At 42.6% G+C, this 27,000-nt stretch carries 26 protein-coding genes; 18 read left to right on the forward strand and 8 right to left on the reverse strand.

The annotated features are described in order from the left end of the window. Window positions 1–66: 66 nt before the first annotated feature. The 7 genes from Q0993_RS03725 to Q0993_RS03755 all read left to right on the forward strand — a co-directional run bounded on the left by Q0993_RS03725 (window position 67) and on the right by Q0993_RS03755 (window position 3,333). A complete protein-coding gene (locus Q0993_RS03725; RefSeq protein WP_299529862.1) occupies window positions 67–576 on the forward strand; it encodes a DUF4199 domain-containing protein in 510 nt (169 codons plus the stop codon). A 5-nt stretch (window positions 577–581) separates the two neighbouring features. After that, a complete protein-coding gene (locus tag Q0993_RS03730; RefSeq protein ID WP_299529864.1) occupies window positions 582–1,049 on the forward strand; it encodes a DUF1801 domain-containing protein in 468 nt (155 codons plus the stop codon). Further along, on the forward strand, window positions 1,046–1,432 hold the full coding sequence (locus Q0993_RS03735) for a VOC family protein (RefSeq protein WP_299529866.1): 387 nt from the start codon (window positions 1,046–1,048) through the stop codon (window positions 1,430–1,432). The genes Q0993_RS03730 and Q0993_RS03735 overlap by 4 nt, the downstream gene beginning before the upstream one ends. 53 nt (window positions 1,433–1,485) lie before the next feature. Continuing rightward, a complete protein-coding gene (locus Q0993_RS03740) occupies window positions 1,486–1,932 on the forward strand; it encodes an NINE protein (RefSeq protein ID WP_299529868.1) in 447 nt (148 codons plus the stop codon). A gap of 85 nt (window positions 1,933–2,017) precedes the next feature. Further along, window positions 2,018–2,341: a helix-turn-helix transcriptional regulator gene (locus tag Q0993_RS03745; protein ID WP_299529870.1), complete on the forward strand. Its 324-nt coding sequence runs from the start codon at window positions 2,018–2,020 to the stop codon at window positions 2,339–2,341. A gap of 14 nt (window positions 2,342–2,355) precedes the next feature. Beyond that, on the forward strand, window positions 2,356–2,832 hold the full coding sequence (locus Q0993_RS03750) for a DUF6428 family protein (protein ID WP_299529872.1): 477 nt from the start codon (window positions 2,356–2,358) through the stop codon (window positions 2,830–2,832). 9 nt (window positions 2,833–2,841) lie between these two features. Then, window positions 2,842–3,333, forward strand: a complete 492-nt coding sequence (locus tag Q0993_RS03755) for a GNAT family N-acetyltransferase (RefSeq protein WP_299529874.1) — start codon at window positions 2,842–2,844, stop codon at window positions 3,331–3,333. A gap of 1 nt (window position 3,334) precedes the next feature. Here the strand turns inward: Q0993_RS03755 and Q0993_RS03760 are convergent, their stop codons facing one another. From Q0993_RS03760 to Q0993_RS03770, 3 genes are all read right to left on the reverse strand, one after another. Beyond that, the gene (locus Q0993_RS03760) at window positions 3,335–5,152 is read right to left on the reverse strand and encodes a lysophospholipid acyltransferase family protein (protein WP_299529876.1); all 1,818 of its coding nucleotides are present in this window, start codon (window positions 5,150–5,152) and stop codon (window positions 3,335–3,337) included. Between the two features lie 85 nt (window positions 5,153–5,237). Next, window positions 5,238–6,488, reverse strand: coding sequence for an aspartate kinase (locus tag Q0993_RS03765; RefSeq protein ID WP_299529877.1), 1,251 nt, complete (start codon window positions 6,486–6,488; stop codon window positions 5,238–5,240). Window positions 6,489–6,575: 87 nt separating this feature from the next. Then, on the reverse strand, window positions 6,576–7,061 hold the full coding sequence (locus tag Q0993_RS03770; protein ID WP_299529879.1) for a GNAT family N-acetyltransferase: 486 nt from the start codon (window positions 7,059–7,061) through the stop codon (window positions 6,576–6,578). 109 nt (window positions 7,062–7,170) lie between these two features. Here Q0993_RS03770 and fbp point away from each other — a divergent pair, with 109 nt between their 5' ends. Beyond that, window positions 7,171–8,181, forward strand: a complete 1,011-nt coding sequence (gene fbp, locus Q0993_RS03775) for a class 1 fructose-bisphosphatase (protein WP_299530356.1) — start codon at window positions 7,171–7,173, stop codon at window positions 8,179–8,181. A gap of 15 nt (window positions 8,182–8,196) precedes the next feature. Here fbp and Q0993_RS03780 read toward each other — a convergent pair whose 3' ends face one another. Then, complete coding sequence (locus Q0993_RS03780; protein ID WP_299529881.1) at window positions 8,197–8,619, reverse strand: TerB family tellurite resistance protein; 423 nt, start codon at window positions 8,617–8,619, stop codon at window positions 8,197–8,199. Window positions 8,620–8,718: 99 nt separating this feature from the next. Here Q0993_RS03780 and Q0993_RS03785 point away from each other — a divergent pair, with 99 nt between their 5' ends. From Q0993_RS03785 to Q0993_RS03795, 3 genes are all read left to right on the forward strand, one after another. Next, window positions 8,719–9,744: a ligase-associated DNA damage response exonuclease gene (locus Q0993_RS03785; RefSeq protein WP_299529883.1), complete on the forward strand. Its 1,026-nt coding sequence runs from the start codon at window positions 8,719–8,721 to the stop codon at window positions 9,742–9,744. Next, window positions 9,741–11,348, forward strand: a complete 1,608-nt coding sequence (locus Q0993_RS03790) for an ATP-dependent DNA ligase (RefSeq protein ID WP_299529885.1) — start codon at window positions 9,741–9,743, stop codon at window positions 11,346–11,348. The genes Q0993_RS03785 and Q0993_RS03790 overlap by 4 nt, the downstream gene beginning before the upstream one ends. Window positions 11,349–11,409: 61 nt before the next feature. Beyond that, window positions 11,410–13,878, forward strand: coding sequence for a ligase-associated DNA damage response DEXH box helicase (locus Q0993_RS03795; RefSeq protein ID WP_299529887.1), 2,469 nt, complete (start codon window positions 11,410–11,412; stop codon window positions 13,876–13,878). A gap of 14 nt (window positions 13,879–13,892) precedes the next feature. Here Q0993_RS03795 and Q0993_RS03800 read toward each other — a convergent pair whose 3' ends face one another. Continuing rightward, window positions 13,893–14,888, reverse strand: coding sequence for a GRP family sugar transporter (locus Q0993_RS03800; RefSeq protein ID WP_299529889.1), 996 nt, complete (start codon window positions 14,886–14,888; stop codon window positions 13,893–13,895). A gap of 4 nt (window positions 14,889–14,892) precedes the next feature. After that, window positions 14,893–15,798, reverse strand: coding sequence for a ribokinase (gene rbsK / locus Q0993_RS03805; protein ID WP_299529891.1), 906 nt, complete (start codon window positions 15,796–15,798; stop codon window positions 14,893–14,895). 86 nt (window positions 15,799–15,884) lie between these two features. On the opposite strand from rbsK, the gene pdeM reads away from it, so the two are divergent. The 6 genes from pdeM to Q0993_RS03835 all read left to right on the forward strand — a co-directional run bounded on the left by pdeM (window position 15,885) and on the right by Q0993_RS03835 (window position 24,183). After that, on the forward strand, window positions 15,885–16,520 hold the full coding sequence (pdeM, locus tag Q0993_RS03810) for a ligase-associated DNA damage response endonuclease PdeM (protein WP_299529893.1): 636 nt from the start codon (window positions 15,885–15,887) through the stop codon (window positions 16,518–16,520). A gap of 128 nt (window positions 16,521–16,648) precedes the next feature. Then, entirely contained in the window at window positions 16,649–20,050 is a 3,402-nt protein-coding gene (gene mfd / locus Q0993_RS03815) for a transcription-repair coupling factor (RefSeq protein WP_299530358.1), read from the forward strand. 108 nt (window positions 20,051–20,158) lie between these two features. Next, on the forward strand, window positions 20,159–20,623 hold the full coding sequence (locus Q0993_RS03820) for a hypothetical protein (protein WP_299529895.1): 465 nt from the start codon (window positions 20,159–20,161) through the stop codon (window positions 20,621–20,623). Next, a complete protein-coding gene (locus tag Q0993_RS03825) occupies window positions 20,541–21,137 on the forward strand; it encodes a S41 family peptidase (protein ID WP_299529897.1) in 597 nt (198 codons plus the stop codon). Before Q0993_RS03820 ends, Q0993_RS03825 begins: the two co-directional genes overlap by 83 nt. A 207-nt stretch (window positions 21,138–21,344) precedes the next feature. Continuing rightward, a complete protein-coding gene (locus Q0993_RS03830; RefSeq protein ID WP_299529899.1) occupies window positions 21,345–22,799 on the forward strand; it encodes a Gfo/Idh/MocA family oxidoreductase in 1,455 nt (484 codons plus the stop codon). Window positions 22,800–22,860: 61 nt separating this feature from the next. Next, complete coding sequence (locus tag Q0993_RS03835; protein ID WP_299529901.1) at window positions 22,861–24,183, forward strand: thioredoxin-like domain-containing protein; 1,323 nt, start codon at window positions 22,861–22,863, stop codon at window positions 24,181–24,183. On the opposite strand, the gene Q0993_RS03840 is transcribed toward Q0993_RS03835, so the two are convergent. Beyond that, a complete protein-coding gene (locus tag Q0993_RS03840; RefSeq protein WP_299529903.1) occupies window positions 24,180–24,839 on the reverse strand; it encodes an aspartate kinase in 660 nt (219 codons plus the stop codon). The genes Q0993_RS03835 and Q0993_RS03840 overlap by 4 nt on opposite strands. Window positions 24,840–24,925: 86 nt before the next feature. Continuing rightward, a complete protein-coding gene (locus tag Q0993_RS03845; RefSeq protein ID WP_299529906.1) occupies window positions 24,926–25,285 on the reverse strand; it encodes a YraN family protein in 360 nt (119 codons plus the stop codon). 193 nt (window positions 25,286–25,478) lie between these two features. Between Q0993_RS03845 and Q0993_RS03850 the strand changes: the two genes are divergently transcribed. Beyond that, window positions 25,479–26,999, forward strand: coding sequence for a DUF1800 domain-containing protein (locus tag Q0993_RS03850; RefSeq protein ID WP_299529907.1), 1,521 nt, complete (start codon window positions 25,479–25,481; stop codon window positions 26,997–26,999). Window position 27,000 lies beyond the last annotated feature (1 nt).

Consider the following 27,000-nt stretch of genomic DNA (forward strand, 5'->3'; position numbering starts at 1 on the left):
TACTTTAGTATGAGACTCCATTTTGTCTTTAGGACTACTTTGGCCACAACTCTAAACTCCCTGAACATGAAAAAATCGGTTTTACGGTACGGGCTCTTTGGAAGTATTACCATTTGTGTCCTATTTCTATTTAGTTGGTTTGCGTTTAAGGATGCGGATATGTCCACCCAGGAAGTCTTGGGGTACGCTTCCATGATTATTTCCCTGTCCTTTGTCTATTTTGGCATTAAGCATTTTAGGGATAAGGAGAACCAAGGTAAGGTAACCTTTAAAAAAGGGCTTACGATTGGTATTGTAATCAGTTTAATCACAGCCCTCGCCTTTGGTGTTTTGGACCTTATCTATGTGAAATTCATAAATCCCGATTTTCTAACCGAATACTATGAAGTTATCCTAAATGAAATGGAAGAAACCCTTCCGCCTGAGGAATTCAAGCTGGAGCAAGCCAAAATGGAGGCGGAAAAACAATTTTTTGCCGACCCGATGATGAATTTTTTAATCATGTTCCTTACGGTTTTTATTATCGGCTTTATAATTTCATTGATTTCTTCCCTAATTCTTCAACGAAAAAATTAAACCGCATGCAATACAAGACCAACGCCCCGGAAGACTATGTTGCCCAACTCCCGATCGAAAGACAAGCTGCAGTTTCCAAATTGAGAAAAATCATCCTTCAAAACCTTCCCAAAGGTTTTGAGGAACAGATGAACTACGGCATGTTAGGATATGTGGTGCCTCATTCCATTTATCCCGACGGATATCATTGTGACCCCAAAATGCCGTTACCATTCATGAATTTAGCCTCACAAAAGCAGTATATAGCCGTGTATCATATGGGCATTTATTCCAAAAAAGAACTACTGGACTGGTTCAAGAAAGAATATGCACAAACTGTACGTACAAAACTGGATATGGGTAAAAGCTGTATCCGATTTAAAAAAATAGATGACATACCCTATGAACTCATTGGGGAGCTATGTCAAAAAATTACAGTTGATCAATGGATCGACTTTTACGAAAGTGCAATAAAAAAACAGAAGAAAAAATGAAAAATAGAGTTACCGGTATCGGGGGGTTCTTTTTTAAGTCCAAGAATCCAGAAACCACTAAAGAATGGTATAAAAACCATTTGGGATTACCCACTGATCAATACGGCTGCACGTTCTGGTGGAAGGATAGGGAAGGAAATGACTTTTCCACACAATGGAGTCCTTTTAAAGAGGATACCACTTATTTTAATCCCAGTGAAAAGTCCTTTATGATGAACTTCAGGGTTGAAAATTTACGAGAGCTCTTGGCCGAACTTAAAAAGGAAGGGGTTCAAATTGTTGGGGAAGTAGAGGAGTATGATTACGGTAAATTCGGATGGATATTAGATCCCGAAGGCAACAAAATAGAACTTTGGGAGCCCGTAGATAAAGCATTTCTCTGATATCCAAATAATCCCTACATTTAAGGCTATATTAACCACCAAAAACAACAGAGATGTCAGAAGAAAATAAGGATTTGGGCGATAAGGCCGAAGAGGCTTTCGACGACGCCAAAGAAAAGGCCAAAGATTTCGCAGAGGATACCAAGGAAGCAGCTGGTGATTTTGCCGATGAAGCCAAAAAGACGGCCAATGAATTTGCAGATGGTGCCAAAGAGGCCATGAACAACGTCAGTGGAGACAATAAAAAAATACTTGCCGGGGTGTTGGCTATTATATTTGGATCTTTGGGAGTCCATAAATTTATCTTGGGCTATCAAAAGGAAGGTATTATTCTATTGGTTGCTACCATAATAGGTTATGCCACCATGTGCTTCGTCATTGGAAGTTTTGTCGTTATGGCTACGGCAATAGTGGGTCTTATAGAAGGTATCATATATTTGACGAAATCCGATGAGGAGTTCTATAACACCTATCAAGTAGGGAAAAAACCTTGGTTCTAGAAAACAAAAGGCCAAATTTTTTTGATTTGGCTTTTTTATTTCCTTGCTTTATCGTAATATTGCAATATTACTTTGATAATATTATATGGGAGCTACCAAAACCGAAATATTCAATCCTGTCCAAAACGAACTGGCCACAGTTGCCAAAGTTTTGGCCCACCCGGCTCGAGTGGCCATTCTGCAGTACATAAGCAAACAAGAAGGGTGTATTTGCAATGACTTGGTGGATGTCATTGGACTTTCCCAACCTACCATTTCGCAGCATCTCAACGAGATAAAAAAAATCGGTTTGTTAAAGGGGACGTTTGAAGGGAAAAATCTATGTTACTGTATCCACAAGGAAAAATGGGCGGAACTGCAACAGCTTTTCCATGCATTTTTTAATACCATAAATCAAAACTGTTGTTAATTAAAATTACAATTATGAAGACACAAGAATTTCTGGGACTTCTAGAGACACATCCTACCAAAAGTGTATTGTTTGAATACACAAAAGGAAAAACAGTTGCTCCCAATTACCATATAACCGAAGTAAAGAACATTATGGTAGAATCCGTGGATTGCGGGGCTGGAACCGATTTTTGGCGTGAAACCGTGGTCCAACTTTGGGAAAGCCCGAAAGAAAAAAACCGTACTGAATATATGACCGCACAAAAGGCTACGGATATCTTCAAAAGAGTAAGTAGTATGAAACGGATGCAGCCGGATGCGGAAATAAAATTTGAATACAGCAACCCAAATTTCCATACAGCCCAACTTTTTGTTGATAATGTAATTGCTGATGAGGAATACCTCCTAGTTCAGCTAGCAATTGAAAAAACGGATTGCAAGGCCAAAATATCAGTTGAAACAAACACTGAAGAAGAGGTTTGTTGTTCGCCAAAGAGTGCGTGTTGTTGATGCCCAAGCATGGAAATTAGGAAAATGATAGAAGCGGATTGGCCTAAAGTCTCCGAAATATATGCCGATGGCATCGTTTCCGGGTATGCTACATTTGAAACCACTGTTCCTTCCTATTCAGACTGGGACCAGGCGCATCTGGAACAATGCAGATTGGTGGTCCATCAAAAAGAGGACGTTTTGGGTTGGGCAGCACTTTCGCCCGTATCCAGCAGATGCGTTTATGGGGGGGTGGCCGAGGTAAGCGTGTATATAGGGAAAAACAACCGAGGCCTGGGCCTGGGATCACTTTTGATGAAGGCCTTGATACGGCAAAGTGAGGCAATAGGCCTTTGGACCTTGCAGTCCGGAATTTTTCCTGAAAATCTAGGTAGTATCAGGCTTCATGAAAAATTGGGGTTTCGGTACATCGGAAAGCGGGAAAAGGTTGGGAAACTACATGGGCAATGGAAGGACAACCTATTGTTCGAAAGAAGGAGCAAGACCGTTGGGGTAGATTGAACTAAGAAACCTCAGTAGAGTTGACCTCGGTAAGCTTGCGCTCCAGTTCTGCCTGAAACTCCTCCATAACTGGCTTTACGGTACTTTCGGGTAGATCTGAAATCTTAATGTACATTAGACCGTCCACCGAGTTATTGAACAAGGGATCCACATTAAAGGCGACCACCTTAGCATTTTGTTTAATGTATTTCTTGATGAGCACCGGTAACCGTAAATCCCCGGGTTCTACTTCATTGATCAAACGGTCAAACTTATTAAGATCGGCCTCCGTTTCATCAAAAACAAATTCCTTGTCGGCGTCCTTCAATTTTACCTTGAATTCCTTTTTGGGACGAACATACTGTGCCACGTAGGGATCCCAATAATTACTTTTCATAAACTCGATCATCAAGGATTTGGAAAAGTTGGAAAACTGGTTACTGATACTTACTCCACCGATTAAATATTTATGTTCCGGATGTCTTAGCGTAGTATGCACGATGCCCTTCCAAAGAAGGAATAAAGGCATCGGTTTTTGTTGATACGCCTTTACAATATAGGCCCTGCCCATTTCAATAGACTGGCGCATCATGCCAAAAAGCTCAGGTTCAAACCGAAAAAGGTCTTGAAGGTAGAAGCCATCTATACCGTATTTTGAGAAAATCTCGGAACCCATGCCCATACGGTAGGCCCCGACTATCGTCTTTTCTTCACAATCCCACAGAAAAAGGTGGTGATAATACGTATCAAACTCATCCAAGTCTATAGAATTGTTGGTTCCCTCACCAATGGCTCGGAAGGTAACCTCCCTTTGTCTTCCAATCTCTTGAAGAATAAAGGGCATATCCTGTGCTTTGGCCAAAAACACCTCATAGTTTTTGCTCTGAAGCATCCTACAGTCCTTCTCCCGTAGTCTTTCAATTTCGCCCAATATTACTTCGGTCCTCACTGCCGTGGCGATACGTTTGGGAGGTTTGGGTATTTTTAGGGTGGCGGGAATCTGATCGATCAGTCTTTCCTTCTCGTAGGCATGTGAAAGGATATAGGTCTTTTTCCGTAAAAGTTCGGTGAACTCATCCAAAGTCTCCTGGTCCTCTTGGGTTTCTACCGAAATGGGCTGCCCTATCCGTACCTTGATGGGGCGATTTCCTTGCGAGGTCAATTCAGAAGGTAATTTAGCCGTCCGGAAGGCATCGTTGATCTTGGACAACCTATAGAAAAGCCTACTATTTTTCGCATGAAAATAAATGGGAACCACCGGAACCTTAGCCTTTCTGATCAGTTTTATCGCTGCCTCTTCCCAGGGTTTGTCCACAATCAATTTTCCATCCCTGTACGTGGATACCTCCCCCGCTGGGAAAATCCCCATGGGGTGTCCCTCGTTCAAATGCCTCAAGGCATTCTTGAATCCGATAATACTAGTTTTGGCATCTTTATGGTTCTCAAAAGGATTTACAGGCATAATATAAGGTTCCAAGGGTTTTACGCGGTGCAATAGAAAATTGGCAATAATCTTAAAGTCGGCGCGCTGTTGCAGCATCAACTTCAACAAAAGAATACCGTCAAATCCCCCTAGGGGGTGATTGCTAATGGTAATATAGGCCCCATCCTTGGGCAAGCGCTTAAAATCGTCTTCCGGGATTTCAAAATCTATTTGATAGTGGGCAAGTAGGGCATCCAAAAATTCCGGGCCCGAAAGATGCTTATAGGCATCATAGGTCCTGTTGATACTGGATATTCTAGTGACCTTCATTAAGATCCATCCCATAAAAGTACCCAAGAACCCGTATGTATCCAAATTGACCGTCCTAGCCACCTCTTTTGCGGTCACTAAACCCATATTATTAAAATTTAGGTAATCGTAAATATAGGGAAATCACTAGTTGAGCGATTTATTTTAACATTTAGGAAAGGGTATATAACGGCTACTTTACTACCAATTGTAAAGTTTCCTTGCCTCTTTGCTCCAGGAGTACTTCGTGCCCGTTCAAAAATGATTCCACCGCCTTTTCATTAAAATGACGAATAGTGTAAAGGGAGACATCTTCGTGACAAACTACTTTGAACCTGCTTTTAAGAAGTTCTAAAAGCCCGTTCAGACCTCCAAATTTGTTATCCACACAGACGGAAAAGCTAATGGCCGAATTTTGGATCAAATCCACTTTCATTTTATGTTCATGCAGCAGTTTGAACAATTCGCTAATACTATGTTCCACAATAAAGGAGAAATCCAAGGAAGAGAGTTTTACCAGCACTTGATTCTTTTTAACAATAAAGCAGGGAACCAAAGGTTCTATCCCGATTCCCCTACCGACCGTGGTACCGGGGTTCTTAGGATTGATGAACGATTTCACATGTAACGGAATCTCCTTACGTTGCAGGGGCTGAAGCGTTTTGGGATGTATAACGGAAGCTCCATAAAAAGCCAACTCAATAGCCTCTGTATACGATATTTTGTTCAAAAGTTGCGTTTCCTGAAAATGTCTGGGATCTGCGTTCAGCACTCCCGGTACGTCTTTCCAAATGGTAACAGAATCCGCATTGAGGCAATAGGCCAAAATGGCCGCCGTATAATCAGATCCTTCCCTTCCCAGGGTCGTAGTAAAGTTGTTGTCATCACTTCCCAAAAACCCTTGGGTCACATTAAGGACCTTCTTATCAATACCCTTGGAAATCCTTTCTTGTGTCCTTTCCCAATCTACATTAACGTCCCGGTAGTTGTTATCGGTCTTTATAAAATTACGTACATCCAACCATGTATTTGTCATTCCTACCTCATCCAGATAGGCGCTCACAATAGTGGTGCAGATCAGTTCCCCATACCCCACCAATTGATCATAGACAAAATTATAATTGGGCGATTTATTCCATACCACAAAGCCTTGGATTTCATCGAACAAAGATTTCACTTTCTGAAAAACAGGGTGCCGATCGCTGGGGAAAAGGTCCAATAAAATCTTGTTATGAAAACCGATGACTTCCTGGACTTTAAAGGAAAGTCTTTCTTTTTCGGCAAAATAGGAATCTACTACTTCCTCCATGGAATTGGTGGTTTTGCCCATTGCTGAAATGACCAATAATGTGTTGTCATAGCCCACTTCCTTAAGCACATTAACCAGGTTTTTAACCCCTTCGGCATCTTTTACCGAAGCCCCTCCAAACTTGAAAATTCTCATACATGAATTATATTTGTTCCACTCCTCTATTTACGGGAAAACTTCGCTACACATCGTATGACGCTCCCAAAGCACATTTTTAAAGTTTTAAGTACGGTTTTTTTCCAAAAAATTACGTATTCCATTCTCGTCCAGTTGAACTACATCCCAATCCCTTAAAACCTTAGCGCCCTTACTTTCATAAAATGCGATGGCCGGTTCGTTCCAATCCAATACTTCCCAGTTAATGCGCTTTACTCCCAATTTATGTCCATATTCCACCACTTCATGTAAGAGGGCGGAACCTAATCCATATCCTCTTGCCTTTTCCGAGACGATTAAATCTTCCAGGTGGATAATGGGTCCCTTCCATGTAGAGTATCTATGGAATATCAAGGCAATGCCCATAATCCCTTCCTGTGTATCGGCCACAAAACAATGAAAAAGTTTTGCATCCCCAAATCCATGTTTTGCCAAATCCTGAACCGTTACCTCAACGGCATCCCCCTCATTTTCAAAAACGGCCAATTCCTTAATTAGGCTCAATACTTGGCCCATATCCCTTTCCTCTGCCTCTCGAATTACATATTCCATAATTGTTACAAATAAAACACAAAGTTATAAATATAAAAAACTAAAAAAGAACGAAAACGTTGTAGTTTAACAAAATAAGCGAACTTTGCAAGAGAAATTAACACTTCCCATGCTAAACAAAAAGAACAAGACTTTAGGCGAATTCATCATAGAAAATCAAGCCGCTTTCCAATATTCCTCAGGTGAATTATCCAAACTGATAAATGCCATACGCCTTGCCGCAAAAGTAGTAAACCATGAAGTGAACAAAGCAGGGTTGGTGGATATTTTAGGAACTGCCGGAGAAATGAACATCCAAGGCGAAAACCAACAGAAACTGGACGTGCTTGCCAATGAAAAATTCATTCAGACGCTAAAGAATCGGGAAATCGTATGCGGGATCGCCTCCGAGGAAGAAGATGATTTTATAAGTATCAACAGTAACGATGAACAGCATCAGAATAAGTATGTTGTACTTATAGATCCCTTGGATGGATCTACAAACATTGATGTTAATGTTTCCGTTGGGACCATTTTTTCTGTATATAGGCGCATTACCCCTGTAGGTACCCCGGTAACTTTGGAGGATTTTCTGCAGCCCGGAAAAAACCAGGTTGCAGCGGGTTATATTATCTATGGCACATCTACCATGTTGGTCTATACAACTGGACACGGGGTAAACGGGTTTACCCTGAATCCAGCCATCGGCACCTTTTATCTGTCGCACCCGGATATGCAATTCCCTGAAAATGGTAAGATTTATTCCGTAAATGAGGGCAATTATATCCATTTTCACCAAGGGGTAAAGGATTACATAAAGTACTGTCAAAAGGAAGAAGGCGATAGACCTTATACCTCAAGATATATAGGGTCACTTGTATCGGATTTTCACAGAAATATGATTAAAGGGGGAATTTATATGTATCCCAAAAGTAGTATCACCGAAAATGGAAAATTAAGGCTTCTATACGAGTGCAACCCAATGGCATTCATAGCCGAGCAGGCCAATGGACTTGCCATAGGAGGTCACTCTAGAATATTGGATGTGAAGCCCAAGGAACTCCATCAAAGGATACCTTTCTTTTGTGGAAGTCGAAAAATGGTGGAAAAACTACAGGAATTTTTACAAAAGTACCACTAACCCAGGAACGGAAATCTACCTGTTAATGAAATAGAGATAATCCTCAAAATCTATTTTTCCCATAAACAAGGCTTTTGATTTTGTAATGATTTCTTCGGACTGAGAAGACGAAAAACCTAATCCTATGGCATATTTGCCCAGAAGAAATTCTTCTTCCTCATCAAGCACACCATCCGCGAAAACAATTTTGACCAAATCAAAAAAACGTTCCAATCTCTTCTCAAAGCTCACCTGATGGGTTATGGGATACTTATTGGACTTTTTCATAACCTCGTTGAACTGGGCATCGGAGATATTCAATTTATGCGCAAACCGCTCCAAAAGTTTCATTTCCTCATCGTCTATATAACCATCCACAGCGGCCAATGAGGCTATACTCGCAAAATGGGCCAAGTTATTGTTCGCCGAATGGGCATCGTACAAATCTTTTACGGACATTCTTTATATTTTAATGGGTGCAAATATAATTTTTTTAGAGGTCATATTTTATAATATCCCCAACTTTGTTTTTGGCCAAATTCGTAACTTCCTGCCACTATGAAAAAGCCTCTTTTGGAATTTACGGACAAGGGCATTTATTGCAGCAGGGCGGATGTGTATCTGGATCCCTGGCGTCCGGTACAAAAGGCCATTATTTCCCATGGTCACGCAGATCATAGCCGCTGGGGCCACAAGAGCTACATTACACATCATCGGAACGTACCTATTGTTACCCACCGATTGGGAGAAATCAATATACAGGGCAAGGAATGGGGCGAATCCTTTACCGTAAACAATGTAAAATTTAGTTTGTATCCGGCCGGTCATATTATCGGTTCTTCCCAGATTAGGGTTGAACATAAAGGGGAAGTATGGGTATTTTCCGGAGACTATAAAAATGAGGATGACGGGGTCTGCACAGCGTATGAACCTGTTAAATGTAATACCTTTATTACAGAGTGCACCTTTGGCCTCCCTCCCTTTAAATGGATGCCACAAAGAGAGGTCTTTCAAGAAATCAACAGTTGGTGGGCCGAAAATAAATCCGAAGGTAAAACCTCTGTGCTTTTTGGGTACACTTTGGGAAAAGCACAACGCCTACTTAGGCATTTAGATCTTTCCCTTGGAAAAATTTACACACATGGAGCTGTAGAGAATATGACCGAGGTAGTGCGCCACCTGGCGGATTTTCCAAAAACGATATTGATTACACCGGACACTAAAAAAGAGGAATTGCTTGGTCATATGGTTATTGCCCCTCCCAGTGCCCATGGGAGTGCCTGGATGCGAAAAATGGTGCCTTATGTTACGGCATCAGCCAGTGGTTGGATGACCTTCCGGGGTGCCCGTCGGAGGAGGGCCATTGACAAAGGATTTGTCCTTAGTGATCATTGTGATTGGCAAGGACTTTTGGACTGCATCGGAGCAACCGGAGCTGAAAAGATTATATGTACTCACGGCTATACCGAAATATTTTCAAAATATTTAAGGGAACAGGGGTACGACGCGCGTACCGAGGAAACGCAATATGAAGGGGAATCGGGAGAATTGAACCCAACTTCAAAAGAAGAATCCGAGGCATGAAACGTTTTGCTCAACTTATAAAAACCCTAGATAGCACCAATAAGACCAATGTTAAGGTAAATGCCCTAACCCATTATTTTAATACAGTTGATGATAAGGATAAAGTATGGACCATAGCCATTCTTTCCCATCGGCGTCCGCCACGCCCGGTTAATACCACATTGTTACGGGAATGGGCATCGGAGGTGGCGAATATTCCTTTATGGTTGTTTGAGGAAAGCTATCATATCGTTGGGGATTTGGCCGAGACCATTGCCTTGGTCATCCCCTCTTCCAAAACTTCCACAGAAAAAAGTCTGACCCAATTTTTAGTGGAAATGATCGCCCTCAAAAAGAAGGATGACAAAGCCAAAAAACAATATCTTTATGAGAATTGGAAGGTGCTCAATTATTATGAACGCTTTGTCTTTACCAAATTAATAACGGGCGGCTTTCGAATAGGAGTAAGTCAAAAACTTATGACACGTGCCTTGGCAAAGGCCACGGAAATCGATGAGGATATTCTTGCCTACAAAATGATGGGCAACTGGGACCCGAATTCCATTTCGTTCCAGGAACTGATATTAGAGGAAAATGAAAGTGATTACCTTTCCAAGCCCTACCCTTTCTACTTGGCCTATGCCATTGAAAACAAAGTGGAGGAGTTGGGAAATGTAAAAGACTGGTCCGTTGAGCACAAATGGGACGGAATTCGCGCCCAGGTCATTCTACGGAACAATGAACTCTTCGTTTGGAGTCGGGGGGAAGAACTGGTCACCGATAAATATCCGGAGTTCAAGTCCTTCATTTCGGCTATTCCTAATGGCACGGTCCTGGATGGGGAAATACTTCCCTACCCCAAAGGCCAAATCGGTACGTTTAACGACCTACAGACCCGAATTGGCAGAAAAACGGTTTCGAAGAACTTGCTGGAAAAGACTCCGGTAATCCTAAAAGTGTATGATTTATTGGAATGGCAAGGCAAAGATATTCGAAATGAACCTTTTGTTGAACGAAGAAAACTATTGGAAAGGCTTTTTGAAAAGGTCAATTTCCTGGGAGCAACAAAATCCCTGCACCTTTCCGAAACACTAGAACATAATTCCTGGCAGCAAGTGGTCCAAGAGCGAAATCGTTCCCGTGAAGTGCATAGCGAAGGCCTAATGCTAAAACGTAAGGAATCTCCTTATCTGGTGGGAAGAAAAAAAGGCGATTGGTGGAAATGGAAGGTCGATCCTTTGACCATAGATGCCGTGCTCACTTATGCCATGCGCGGGCATGGAAGGCGAAGTAACCTTTTTACGGATTACACCTTTGCCCTTTGGACAGAAAACGATGACGGTAAAAAAGAATTGGTCACTTTTGCGAAGGCCTATTCCGGGTTGACCGATGCCGAGTTTCGGCAAGTAGATAATTGGATCAAGAAGAACACCCTGGAACGTTTTGGGCCGGTACGTTCCGTAACACCCCATCATGTCTTTGAAATTGCCTTTGAAGGTATTGCCCTTTCCAAACGACATAAAAGTGGTGTTGCCACACGATTTCCCAGAATATTACGCTGGCGGCAGGATAAGAAAATCGAGGAGGCAAATACCTTGGAAGATTTGAAAAATATGATCCCATGACCCTTCTTCTCCTAGATAGCCATACACATCCTAAAAAGAACTGGTTCTGCAAGGCAATCAAATGACCAAAGAAGAACTTCATAAAATCGCCGAAAATTGGTTCCAATCCCAAAGTTGGAAGCCTTTTCCATTTCAAAAAAAGACCTGGAATGCATTTTTACAGGGTAAACACGGCCTGTTGAACGCCCCTACGGGAAGCGGTAAGACCTATGCGCTATGGTTTCCCATAGTGTTGCATTACATCAAACAAAATCCGGAATATAGGACAAAACACAAAAAAGGGCTAAAAGCCATTTGGATAACCCCACTAAGGGCCTTGTCCCAGGAAATCAAACAATCCGCGGAACGTGTTACCAAAGATCTGGAAACCCAAATGACGGTAGGCATCCGTACAGGGGATACCACCACACAGGAAAGGTCACAACAGAAAAGAAACATGCCCGACCTTTTAATTACTACTCCAGAGAGCCTTCAGCTTTTGCTTGCATCCAAAGGGTATGACAAAACCTTTAAAAACTGCTCTGCCATTGTGGTGGACGAATGGCACGAGCTTCTGGGCACCAAGCGCGGGGTACAGATGGAACTGGCCCTCTCCCGTCTAAAAACGGTTTCCAACAATCTCCGAATTTGGGGCATATCGGCTACCATAGGAAATCTGGAACAGGCCCGTGCGGTGCTTTTGGGTCCGGAAACCGAGGCGCATCGGAATTCGGTGATGATCAGGGCCAACATCAAAAAGAAAATTACCGTTAAAAGTATCATCCCAAAGCAAATGGAAACTTTCCCATGGCGCGGCCATTTGGGAATTCGACTTTTAGAGGACGTCGTACCCATTATCAACAATAGTAGGACTACCTTACTCTTTACCAACACCCGAAGCCAGTGTGAAATTTGGTTCCAAAAGATCTTGGAAAAACATCCGGAATATGCTGGGGAAATCGCCATGCACCATGGAAGCATAAACAAGGAGACACGGACCTGGGTAGAACAGGCCATTCGCAACGAAAGTCTTAAAGCCGTGGTCTGTACTTCAAGTCTAGACTTGGGCGTAGACTTTGCCCCTGTGGAGACCGTGGTTCAGATAGGAGGTCCCAAGGGGGTAGCCCGTTTTTTGCAACGCGCCGGACGAAGTGGCCACAGGCCAGGAAAGGAAAGCGTCATTTATTTTCTTCCTACCCACGCTATTGAACTTATCGAAGCTTCGGCCTTGCAACAGGCTGTAAGGCAGAATGCTGTGGAAGACCGGATTCCCTATCTGAACAGCTATGATGTACTGTTGCAATATTTGACTACACTTGCGGTATCCGATGGATTTTATCCCGATCAAATCTTTGCGGAAATCAAACAGACCTTCTGCTATCAGGCAATTTCCTTGGAGCAATGGCACTGGCTACTCAACTTTTTGGTCATGGGTAGCCAAAGTCTACAGACCTATGACGAATACAAAAAGGTAGAAGTAGGGGAAGATGGCAAATTTAAGGTAAATAATAAGGGCATTGCCATGCGTCATCGCTTTCAAATAGGTACCATTGTGGGTGATGCCAATCTTACCGTACGCTATCAAAAGGGAGGGCACATTGGTTCTATCGAAGAATATTTCATCTCCAAATTGACCCAAGGGGACGTTTTTACCTTTGCGGGACGGAATCTGGAGTTCATCCGAATCAAGGGAATGCAGGTCCATGTCCGTAATTCGAAAAAAAGAACCAACAAAGTACCCAGCTGGATGGGTGGACGTTTAACACTTTCGGCCCGGATGTCCGAATTATTGCGAAATGAACTGTATTCTGTTTATAGCCCCTCAAAGGAACAATCGGAAGAAATTCAGTCTTTGGCCCATATTTTTGAACGTCAAGGCAGGGAAAGCATCGTTCCTAAACCCTATGAATTCCTTATCGAAACCTTTAAGACCCGGGAAGGACACCATCATATCTTTTATCCCTTTGAGGGTCGTTTTGTCCATGAGGCCATGGGTAGCCTTTTCGGGTATCGTATAAGCCTGCTTTCCCCCATTACATTTTCCTTGGCCTTTAACGATTATGGGTTTGAACTGCTGTCGGATAAGCCTATAGATATGCAACAGGTCATCGACAATGATTTGTTCACCGCGGAATATCTACTGGAAGATTTGCAAAAAAGCCTGAATTCCACAGAAATGGCACGTAGAAAGTTCAGGGATATTGCGGTTATCAGCGGGATGGTATTTACAGGATATCCTTACAAGCAGATTAAAATGAAACACCTGCAGAGCAACTCACAATTGCTATTTGATGTCTTCCGGGACTACGAGCCCAACAACCTTTTATTCCAACAGGCCTTTCGGGAAACTTTTGAACATCAACTGGAAGAAGGTCGTTTACGCATGGCACTGGAACGGATGGCCACCCAGGAAATCGTTTGGAAGCATTGTGAACAACCTACCCCCTTCTCCTTTCCCATTATTACCGATCGTTTAAGCCGTGAAAGATTATCCAGTGAAAAGCTTGCGGACCGCATTAAAAGAATGGCCGCAATTTTAACGAAAAAGTAATCTGTAATTATGGCCTAACGAGCCGCGATTATAAGTCCCAATCCGACAATATAAAGGAGCAACATAGCATTCAGCATTCCAGAAACACCTTTGGGAGCTCCCTTGAATTCCTTCCAAACAAAAATACCCCACAAAGCTGCGACTACCGTAGCTCCCTGACCCAGTCCATATGAAATGGCCGGTCCGGCCTTATCCGATGCCAAAATACTAAATGACATCCCTATACACCAAATTACCCCGCCCAGGACACCCATAAGATGGCTTTTTCCGCTACCGGCAAAATAATCCTTGAAACTGACCGCGGCACCCTCTACAGGTTTGCGCATCAGTACTGTATTGAATAAAAAGTTGCTCGCCAAAATTCCCAAGGCAAAAAGAAAAACCGCAGTATAGGGGCTCAATTTTCCAGCAATAGGCTGGGTGAAGTCGGGAAACATGGAATTGGCCACGTACTTGTAAAACAGACCCATTAACAATCCTGCCACAACGGCCAGTACCAATCCTTTTGTAGGCACCTTTTGCTGCTGTGCGGACAACTTTTTATAAGCATTGGCATTCAATAAAATGGCCAAAACGATCAGGCCGACCCCACCAAATAGAAGTGTGGAGTTCCCTATGGGTTGATCCAAGTAATTTACAATAACACCAATAACCAAAGCCAGACCTATCCCCACGGGAAAGGCAACCGACATGCCGGCCAACGCAATGGCCGCTACCAAAAGGATATTGGCAAGATTAAAAAGGATACCGCCCAAAACGGCGGACCAGACATTTTCGGAACTACCTTGGGCAATATCTTCTAAAAAAGGCCTTCCCATCTCTCCCATACTTCCTGCCGTAAAAGCAAAAAGCAAGGAAAACACAACAATCCCAAAAACATAATCCCAGTAGTAAAGTTCAAAACGCCAACTGCTCGCCGCCAATTTTTGGGTATTGGCCCAGGAGCCCCAGGCGAACATGGTAATGATACAGAACAGTACGGCAACTTGATAGGTTTCTATAACGAACATAATCTTAAAATTGGTTGATTTCTTCTAATGTGGGTGCCGTGTCCTGTGCCCCCATCTTTGTAACGGCAAGTGCCGCTGCCTTACTGGCAAAGGCCATGCTCTCCTTCCATCCCTTGCCCTCTGCCAAACAAACGGTCAAAACTCCATTAAAAACATCACCGGCGGCGGTGGTATCAACAGCTTTTACCTTTGGGGCAGGGACCACGAAGCTCTCTGTGGCATTCATAAAAAAAGAGCCCCGGCTTCCCAAGGTAACGATGACATTTTGCACTCCTTTTTCTAAAAAAACACTGCCCGCATTCTCTAGTGAAGCATCATCCGTAACCTCAATTCCGCTCAAGATCTTGGTTTCCGTTTCATTGGGGGTAATCAAAAAGAGTCCATTTAAAACTGTGTCGTCCAATGCCTGTGCCGGAGCAGGATTAATAATAAGCCTCTGACCTTTAGCCTTGCAGTACGCTGCCAAAAAGGCAACGGTTTCTATGGGTGTTTCCAGTTGGGTAAGAAAAATTTGGGCGTTGGAGATGGATTTCATTTTTGCTTCGAGGTGCTCTGGTGAAAGTAGGGCATTGGTTCCGGAAGCCACCACAATTTCGTTTTCTCCTTCTCCATTTACCGTAATCAGGGCTACTCCCGAGGCTTCTTTTTCAACGATTTTTACACTATCAATATCTATTCCCTCCTTGGCATATCCCTTAAGCGCGTTTTGACCAAAGAGGTCATCTCCCAAACAACAAATAAAAATAACCTCTCCCCCTGCCCTGGCTGCCGCTACGGCTTGGTTGGCTCCCTTACCTCCAGGAAACATATAAAAATCACCTCCCAATATGGTCTCACCCGGTTCCGGGAATCTTTTGGTCTTTACGACCATATCTGTATTGGAACTTCCTATAACGACAATTTTGGACATGGTTGGCATCAATTTATTATGAACAGACAAAGTAGGGATATCAAAGCATATAAACAAGGGGCTCTTTTTTTACCTTTGAAATCCGAATGAACACGTATCCCATCCAAATACGGAATCAAAATTTTAGGTTGCATCCTTCTGGAACGCTATTTTGGCAAGATCGATCGGTCTTATTGATAAGTGATGTACATTTAGGAAAGGTATCCCATTTCCGAAAGTTCGGTGCGGCCGTCCCTCAAAATGTAGTCCAAAAAAACTTTGAGTTAATGGACGAGGCTTTGGAATACTTCAATCCCAGGGTCATCTGTTTTTTGGGAGACTTATTCCACTCGGCCTTGAACAAGGAATGGAATTTTTTCGAAAAGTGGGTCGCTAAAAAGTCTGTTGAAATCATTCTTGTCGCAGGGAACCATGATATCATTTCCCCCTTAAAGTATGAGGATCTGGGCATTAAGGTGGTTTCAGAAGTTGAATGGGACGATTTTCTGTTGACCCACCACCCGGAAGAACGAACCGGTTTTTTCAATTTTTCTGGTCATATACACCCCGCTATACGGTTACGGGGAAAAGGGCGCCAATCCCTTAGGTTACCTTGTTTTTTCAAAAGTGGGCAACAACTAATTCTACCAGCCTTTGGAAAGTTTACAGGGACTTTTATCTTGGAACCGAAAAAAAACGATGAGGTATTTGCCATTGTAGAAGATGAGATTATGAAGATATAATCGCTCCCCGCCTTACTTATTTACCCTAATATCATCAATTTCCCCACACCCCTAAATATTGGCGCTAAAATTGCGCTTACTATTGGATTGCTTCCCTCTTAAATCTATCTTTGTACAAAGTTTTACGGTTGGTCAATACCCCGATTTCCGAAAGCTATTCACGGTCTCTGCGAACCCAGAAACTGAGGGAAGCTATTGCCATATCACAAAACAGGCTCACTGTTCAAGGTCTTACGGGATCCTCACTTTCCTTTGTGCTTTCCGACGTATTTTTAAATTCCGAGCTTCCTTTTTTATTGGTTTTTAACGATAAAGAGGAGGCCGCTTACCATCTCAACGATTTGGAACGACTTATCGGTGAAAAAGATGTACTCTTCTATCCGGGAAGTTACCGTAGGCCTTACCAAATTGAGGAAACGGACAACGCCAATGTGCTGTTTCGGGCAGAGGTCCTTAACCGTATCAACTCCCGGAAAAAATCTGCCGTCGTTGTTACCTACCCCGATGCGCTTTTTGAAAAAGTGGTGACACGGAGGGAACTTGAAAAGAATACACTCAAAATTAGACTTGACGACACACTTTCGTTGGATTTTCTCAATGAAATACTTTTCGAATATCGGTTTAAGCGTGTTGATTTTGTAACGGAACCCGGAGAGTTTTCCGTTCGTGGAGGTATTGTGGACGTGTTTTCGTTTTCACATGACGAGCCGTACCGTATCGAATTTTTTGGGGATGAGGTAGATAGCATCCGCACATTTGATGTGGAGACTCAACTTTCAACCGATACTGTGAAGAAAATTAGTATTATTCCCAATGTAGCCAATAAGTTTTTAGAGGAAAAACGAGAGAGTTTTCTAAAATATATTTCCCCAAAAACCGTAGTTGTCATTCAAAACAAGGATTTGTTGTTCAAGAGATTGGACAATTTTTTTGGGAAGGCCCATGAGGTATTTGCCCAGCTTTCCGAAGAAATCAAACACGCCGCTCCCGAGGAACTTTTTGTGAATTCAACACTCTTTACAAATCAATTGAAAGATTTTGGTCTGATTGAAATTGGGGCTTCGGCGGCGCTAAGCCTGAAAGATGATGATACATTGAGCAGGGTAGAAGCTCCGGTGACAACCCTGCATTTCAATACGAAACCCCAGCCCTCCTTCAATAAAAAATTCGATTTGCTAATTGATGATCTCAATACAAATTACCAAAAAGGTTACACCAATTATATTTGCTGTGCCAGTGAACAACAGGCCCAACGTTTTCATGACATTTTTGAGGAGGTAGAGCAACAGGTGCACTACCAGACCTTGGTATTTCCCTTATACCAAGGTTTTATTGACAACGATTTGAAAATCGTCTGTTACACCGACCATCAAATCTTTGAACGATACCACAAATTCCATCTCAAAAATGGCTACGCCAAAAAGCAGGCCATTACTCTTAAGGAACTCAACAAGTTGGAAATTGGGGATTACGTGACCCATATTGATCATGGTATCGGGAAGTTCGGGGGACTTCAAAAAATTGATGTGGAAGGAAAAAAACAGGAAGCCATAAAATTGATGTATGGTGATCGCGATATCCTGTACGTCAGTATCCATTCGCTCTATAAAATCTCCAAATTCAATGGAAAGGACGGGGCTGTACCTAAGATATATAAATTAGGCTCGGCGGCCTGGAAAAAACTTAAGCAAAAGACCAAATCGCGCGTTAAGAAAATTGCCTTTGACCTAATCAAGGTCTATGCAAAAAGGCGTTTGGAAAAGGGGTTTCAATACAATCCGGACAGCTATCTCCAGACAGAACTGGAAGCTTCCTTCATTTATGAGGATACGCCGGATCAGAGCACCGCTACGAGCGATGTTAAGAGAGATATGGAAAGTGAACGCCCCATGGACCGGCTCATATGCGGGGATGTAGGTTTCGGCAAGACCGAGGTGGCCATCCGTGCCGCATTCAAGGCGGTAGACAATGCCAAGCAGGTGGCCGTATTGGTACCTACAACTATTTTGGCGTTTCAACACCATCGCACCTTTACGGAGCGCCTGAAGGATATGCCTGTGACCGTGGATTACCTCAACCGTTTCAGGACAGCAAGGGAGCGAAGGGAGACCCTTGAAAATTTGGCATTGGGAAAAGTGGATATTGTTATCGGGACCCATCAACTTGTCAACAAAAATGTAAAATTCAAAGATCTTGGGTTGTTGATCGTGGATGAAGAGCAAAAGTTCGGTGTATCGGTCAAGGACAAACTAAAATCCATTAAGGAAAACGTAGATGTGCTAACGCTTACCGCTACCCCTATTCCGCGCACCTTGCAATTTAGTTTAATGGCCGCCCGTGACCTCTCCGTCATCAATACACCCCCACCCAACAGGTATCCTATAGAGAGCCGGGTTATCCGATTCTCAGAGGAAACCATTCGGGATGCCATTACCTATGAGATACAACGCGGGGGACAGGTATTTTTTATCCATAACCGGATCGAGAACATCAAGGAAGTGGCCGGCATGGTACAACGTCTGGTTCCCGATGCCAAAGTAGCCATCGGCCATGGGCAGATGGAAGGCAAAAAACTGGAGGCTTTAATGCTTTCCTTTATTAATGGCGAGTTTGATGTCTTGGTCTCTACAACCATAGTAGAAAGCGGATTGGACGTAACCAATGCCAACACTATTTTTATCAACAATGCCAATAATTTTGGATTGAGCGATCTGCATCAGATGCGTGGTCGTGTGGGACGAAGCAACAAAAAGGCTTTTTGCTTTTTTGTTACCCCGCCTTACGATGTTATGACCCCTGATGCCCGAAAACGTATCCAGGCATTGGAGCAATTTACGGAATTGGGAAGTGGATTCCATATCGCCATGAAAGATTTGGAGATTAGGGGAGCGGGCGATCTATTGGGTGGTGAACAAAGTGGATTTATCAACGAAATTGGGTTCGAGACTTATCAAAAGATATTGGCAGAGGCCATAGAAGAACTTAAGGAAAACGAGTTTAAGGAATTGTACGAAGAAGTTGAGGGGGACCGTAAAAAAGTATTTGTAAAGGATACCCAGATCGATACGGATTTTCAACTGCTTTTCCCGGACGATTATATCAACAATATAACGGAACGCCTAAATCTGTACACGCAACTCAATCAAGTAAAGGATGAAGAAGGCCTTCAAAAATTCGAAACCCAATTGATAGACCGTTTCGGCCAATTGCCGGATGCAGTGGCGGACCTCCTGAATTCCGTCCGGATAAAATGGATTGGCAGCCGTATCGGATTGGAAAAAGTGGTGATGAAAAGAGGGAAGTTCCTTGGATATTTTATCGCCGACCAACAATCGGATTTCTATCAGAGTGCAGCCTTTACCAAAGTACTTCAATTTGCACAAAACCATCCGCAACAGGTTAAACTTAAGGAAAAACAGACCCGAAGTGGACTCCGACTATTGCTAGTGTTTGAACAGATTACCTCTGTGGATAAGGCGCTAGAGGTGCTACAACCTTTGGCTATGGCGCAACTTCATTCCCAGTTGTAAGAAATATTCTTATTATTTTCCCATTTCAATGTGCTTTTTACTATATTGAAATGTTATTTCCTATTGGGACATAAAAACTAGCGAAATATTAATTTATAAACGATTATTATGCGCTTAAGGTTTTTATGTCCCATTTTTATTCTTCTACTTTTTATTGGTTGTTCCAATGACGATTCCGAACCATTCGCAGACCCAAACATATCAAGGGTCTCATTAAACTACCTAAATGGCATCATAGATGTCATGGAGACCAACTCAATAAATAGAGGTAACATCAACTGGTCGGATTTTAGGGCGTCTGTTTTTGAAATAGCAGGGCCGGCCCAAACCATTGAAGAAACTTACCCTGCCATTTTAAAGGCCCTGGAGTTACTCGAAGACAATCATAGCTTTTTACGTACAGCTGAAGGAGAGATACTTTTTGCAGGTGGCCAATGCCCTCCTACCTTAGGGAGTATTTCCTTTGATGAGGAGGATATCGGATATATCTATGTTGGAAGCTTTGGGGGGTACCTCGGAAGAGGCCAGAACCTATGCAGATGCTATAGTAGATCAGATAAAAAGTCAGGATAAAGCTGATCTTAAAGGTTGGATCGTTGACATAAGGGACAATGGCGGTGAAAATATGTTTCCTATGTTAGGGGCAATAGGATCTATATTGGGCGAGGGAATTTTGGGATATTTTCAGACTCCTGATGGAAATCGTGTCGAGTGGATCTACCTGGATGGAGAAGTTAAAGTTGATGGTATCACAAATTTTCGACTACCAGACCCATACACTTTGCTAAAAGAAGGAAGTCCAAAGGTCGCTGTTTTAACAAATGGGGCTTCAGGCAGCTCTGGTGAAGCCGTAGTTATTGCTTTTAGGGGAAGACCCAACACAAAAAGTTTTGGAACTGCCACTTGCGGACGCCCCACCTCTAATGTAGGGTATCCTCTTAGCAATAACTCAACACTTTTTTTAACAGTAGGATTCATGGTGGACAGGAATGGGAATGTTTACGAAGAATCTATTCTTCCAGACGAAATCATAACCGATAACGATTTGATGTTGGAAGTGGCAAAGGAATGGTTACGAATGCTGTAATTATATTATGTACTTAATGTAATCTCCAATTGTATTTCTTAAGAGTACAATGTATTTACCGTCACCATATTTAAATCCTAATTCTTAACACCAAGCCTTCTTTCCGTAAACAACATAATCTTTTAGGCCAGTCTCATAAACCTAGTTTCTTAAAGTGGTTTATAGTATATTAGAGGGCACTAAAAAAAATCCTCTAAAACAACATGCATGCAGACCAAAAAAAATAACTCCAGACGATCATTTATTAAAAAATCCGCCTTAGCCTCCTCAATTTTTATCGTACCCAGGCACGTTCTTGGAGGACCGGGTTATTTGGCCCCGAGCGATCGCCTCAATTTGGCGGCTATTGGTGCCGGAGGGAAAGGGCGAAGCGATATTATGAATGCTTCTGTTCAAGGTAGGGAAAAGGTGGTGGCGCTCTGTGATGTGGATTTTTCCGGATCGGCCAAGAGCTCTGTGGAAGCATTTCCAAAAGCCAAATTGTATAATGATTATCGCGAAATGTTGGATAAGGAAAAAGGTATTGATGCAGTCACTATTTCCACCCCGGATCACGTGCACGGTCCAGCTGCGGCTTTTGCCATGGAGCGTGGAAAACATGTATATGTCCAAAAACCCTTGACCCATAATATCAGCGAGGCACGAAAGCTCACCCAAATGGCAAGGGACAAAAAAATCGTCAGCCAAATGGGAAACCAAGGTGGTTCCAACCCGCTATTGGATATGGTACAAAAATGGGTGGACACGGATGCTATAGGCGCTATTTCTAAAGTACAGGTATGGACCAATCGTCCTGTTTGGCCCCAAGGATATGCCATGCCGGAACCTGATGAAAGCAAAAAGCCTGAAGACCTCTATTGGGATTTGTGGTTAGGGCCAGCCCCGAACAGACCCTATACCCCTAATCTACATCCTTTCAACTGGCGTGGCTGGTGGGACTATGGAACAGGGGCCTTAGGCGATGTAGGATGCCACCTTATCGATATTCCTTTTAGAACCTTGGGATTGAAATATCCAACCGATGCAGAATGTAGTGTAGGTTCCGTGTATACGCAGATGTGGACAGCGGATTATCATCCTGAAGGTTGCCCACCTTCATCATTTATCACTTTGCATTTTGGGGCGACGGAAAAGAGCAAATCTCCCATAGAGATGACCTGGAGCGATGGGGGTATTCGGCCTTCGCATCCGGATATCATTCCCGCTAATAACGACATTGGAGGCCCAGGAAGCCAAAATGGGGTATTGATGATCGGGGAAAAAGGTATCATTTCCACTAATATCAATGACAGTTCCCCGCTTACACCCAAACTATATCTCAACGACGGTACCACCGATTTTGGCCCTGAAGTGGAAAATAACGAAGAGCCGGAATATGGCCATCAGCGGTTATGGGTAGATGCTTGCAAGGCAGGTTTTGACAGTCCTGAACACAAAGCATTGACCTCATCCTTCGATTATGCCGGGCCAATGACCGAAACCGTTTTGATGGGTAATTTGGCCATTCGAAGTTATATGCTCCAACGAGAAAACAGTGATGGAAAAATGGATTTTTACGCTCGTAAAAAACTCTTGTGGGATGGGGAGAACATGCGGATTACCAACTTGGAAGAGGCCAATCAATTTGTAGGTAGGACCTATCGGGAAGGTTGGGAGATGTGATATTCCATATCCGCTTTCTTGCTCCCAGCTATTTTGGTAAGATGTTTGATTTGTTCAGAACATGAGAAAAATCGTCCTTTTCCCCCTTTTGTTCCTTACCCTGTCGGTAATGGGCCGACATACCATATTTGGCACCTTCTCACCAGCGGATAATTACAGTTGGTTAATAGCCTATCACCTTGAGCCGGATGGGCAATCCTATGTGGCGGATAGCGCCATAAACAGTGGAAAATTCACTTTGGTGCTTCCTGAAAATAGCGTTGCCGGAATCTATCGATTGGTGTATGCCCTTCCCCAGGATGAGTTTTATTTTGATGTCATCTATAACGGAATAGAAGATGTGCAACTGCACTTTGATGTTTCCAAAGGGGTTGACTTTTCGACTTCAGAGGAAAATAAAATTTTCAATGCCTATTTTAGGGATATCCATAGTCTAGAAAGCGAAATTATCCAATTATATTCCGAAGGAAAGAACAAAACCAAAGAGTTTGAAACGGTCACAAAGTCTTTGAGAGCCTCCCAGACCGCCTATGAAGAATTGTCCAAAGATATGCTGACCCAACATTTTGTAAAGGCCAATTCACCTTACATCCCCTTGAAAAATGAATCTTTGTCGGATTACGTCAAAAACAGAAAGGCGAACTACTTTACTTCACTTGACTTGAAAAACCCGATCCTACAAGCTTCTGGATTCTTAACAGATAAAATTTCGAACTATGTGTATACTGCACTCCCTTTAGAACAGATGGGTCCTCTTGAGACGGAAAGGGCAATGCAAGAAAACACCAGGAAAGTTAACGGGCATTTGGAAGGCACCTCCGCAGGTTTTAAATTTCATGTCTTTCATAATCTATGGAAACAGGCCGCGGCAAATGATTATAATACCTTGTCAGACTTCATATATAAAGATTATCTTACCCCTTTGGCAGCCACGACGAAGGATCAGGAAATTATCAATACGATCAAAACCTATAATCGTTTGCGGTTAGGGGCTATCGCTCCTGAAATAGAATGGAGAGACGATAATACCGTCAAAAAGTTAAGTGATCTCAACGACTCCAAGTATTATATGTTGATTTTTTGGAGTAGTACCTGTGGACATTGTCTCAGAGATCTACCGAGATTGTATGAAGGACTAAAGCAGCGATCAAATCTAAGGGTGATTGCCATAGGGTTGGAAGATGATGACGTTCGTTGGAAAATTGAATCGGCCCAATTTGAAAATTTTGAACACGTCCTGGCTTTGGGAAAATGGGAAAATGAATATGCCGAATTGTATGATATCGAAAAAACGCCTACCTATTTCGTACTGGACAAGGAGAAACGGATAATTGCCAAACTTGGGGACAGCAATGAATTAATCAAATTTCTGAATGAAAATTAAAGTGCCTTTAAATCCTTTATGGTCCTGAAGGCCACATCTACTTGATCATCGTCCACAAGGATGGTAAATTCATTGGTCGTTGAAATCACCTCGTAAAGAACAATGCCCTCCCAAGCCAAGCGCTGAAAAATAAAATAGTAAATACCAGGTACGGAAACATTTTCCGCCGGAAGTTTCACCGTGATGGAAGATAGATTCTCGGCCTTTTGGGTACACTTTTCCGCTTTGAAAAGTCGCTCAACAATCTCATCCATACTGTTACTGATTACGATATTGATTTCGTTAACACCACGGGAAGAGGTATAAAAAATATCCTGATTGGCATTGATTTCGTCCAAAAGCTTAGCCTGTTGTACAAGGACTGTATCCGAGGCCAAAAACGTATAGTCGGTCAATGAAGAGCGGACGGTAATTTCCCCAATGTTTTTTAAGACCTTGATTATCTTATGGGTGGCCCTGAATTCCAAGTCATCGGATAAACGCTTTAAAGCCATCACAATAGCTCCATTTCGAATTTCCTTACCCAATTCCTCCTCTATCTCCGGCTTAACGATACGCGATAACGAGGTTAAATTAATGATGCCTTGTGCCAACGCGCTTTGCAAAAAAGGTTTCTTTTTGATGTATTGCTCTACAACGGAAGAAATTGTTTTCATTTTTTGATTAAGTTGAAGTACAAAAATAACATTTTGTTACAAATAAAACAAATTGTTCTGCAAATAATTTTGTGCGTAATTCCCTCTTAAAAATGATAAAAAGCATCCTTCAAATGCTCGATTTTGAAAATTTTACGATTTTTTAAAATGGTAATAACATCAAAACGTACCTCAACATCAAGTTCCTGTTGGGTTACATAGTGGTCTGCTCCCATCACCAAAAGTCCAATTTTCTTTTTGGTAATGGTTTCAGCAATGGGAATGATTTGGTCATTGCTTCTGGCACGGACTTCTACAATGGCAAGGGTTTTTCCTTTTTGTGCAATAATATCAATTTCGGATTTTAGATATCTGTAATTACGATACTTAATGTCATAGCCCTTTGTTACCAAAAAATCCACCGCCATCTGCTCCCCATCCTTTCCAAATTCATTATGCTTCCCCATATAAGCCTTCTTGAAATTGTGTGAAAAGAGTGCATTTCATCGAAAAAAACAACGCTTTGTCGTTATTATTACACCCAACATCGTAAATTGGCCCTCAGTACAACGAAAATAAGACGATTAAGATACTATCCAAAAAGTTTAAGCGTTAAGAATTAGCCCCTACGCACATGAACGTTCTTAAAGCCTAAAATCTATGGAATACTTCGTTAATTGTAATACCTCTACATTAGCGCCGTACAACACTCCTTTGGACAGGACAAAAGCGGCACATTTGTATAGAAGACTGGGGTTTAGCGCCTCGGTAGAGACTATTGACCAGGCAGTTGGTCAAAACGCGGGAACGCTGGTGGACAACTTGATCAACCAAGCAGTGGCCATGCCTCCGACAACGGCCCCGGCCTGGGCGGATTGGAATAACAGTAATTATCCTGCCGATGATGACCAGGCAAGACAGGTCAGAAGGGCCCAACTGGAAGAGTGGCGCCTTACCTATACCAATGCACTTTTGGACAATAATCTTAGGGACAGGCTGAGCTTCTTTTGGAGTAACCACTTTGTTACCGAAATTGACGTATATAATTGTAATTCATTCCTCTACCATTATATCAATTGTCTTCAACGTAATTCATTGGGGAACTTCCGGACGTTCGTAAGTGAAATTGGATTGACCGATGCCATGCTCTACTATTTGGACGGCGCCTACAATAATGGTAATAATCCCAACGAAAACTATGCCCGTGAGTTATATGAACTTTTCACCTTAGGTGAGGGAAATGCCTATACTGAAGAGGATATTATTGAAACGGCCAAGGCACTGACCGGTTATGTGGAAAGAGGTGAAATTGGTTGCTCCCCCGTTGCCTTTGACGCTGAGAATTTCGATGCTGGAAGCAAGACCATTTTAGGCCAGACAGGGAATTGGGGATATGATGATGTCATCACTATCCTTTTTGAACAAAGGGCAGGAAGTATTGCAAGGTTTATTTGTACGAAATTCTACGAGTTCTTTGTACATCCCGATAGCAAAAGGGAAGAGTATAATCCTGGAGGCACTTACCCGCCAGGGCACCCTCAAGGTATCATAAACGAACTTGCCGATACTTTTGTGGCCAATAATTTTGAAATAGCCCCGGTTTTATCGCAACTGTTCAGAAGCCAACATTTTTTTGACGACGAATCCATTGGTGTTATTATCAAGAGTCCTTATGATATGTATTTGAATACGCTAAAGGAGACTGGTTTTACCTATACCGATACCACCTTGAGCGAGATCAACAACTACACCCGTTTATTGGGGCAGGAAATGTTCGATCCCTTCGATGTGGCCGGCTGGCAGCGCGATCGTTCATGGATCAATACCAATTTCATTATTGGAAGATGGCTCACTATAGAGACTATTCTTGAAACTTTCTACCAGAACAATAATGAGCAGTTTAGGGCATTTGGACTCTCCCTTACCGGAAATGATGGGTTGACCAGCAATAATCCGGATGTTATCGCCAGACCTATCATCGATTTTATCCTTCCGAAAGGATTGTTGGATGATGGTGAGTACGAAAAGGCATATGCCGCCTTTAGAAGCGATATAGACCCCACTTATTACGAAGGTGGAAATGATGAAACTTGGACACTGGCCACATGGATGACCGCACCGTTTCAAGTATACCTATTATTACAGTATTTGGCAAGACAACCCGAGTTTCAACTAAAATAAA

This window comes from Ulvibacterium sp., assembly GCF_028285715.1.
Lineage (GTDB): Bacteria > Bacteroidota > Bacteroidia > Flavobacteriales > Flavobacteriaceae > Ulvibacterium.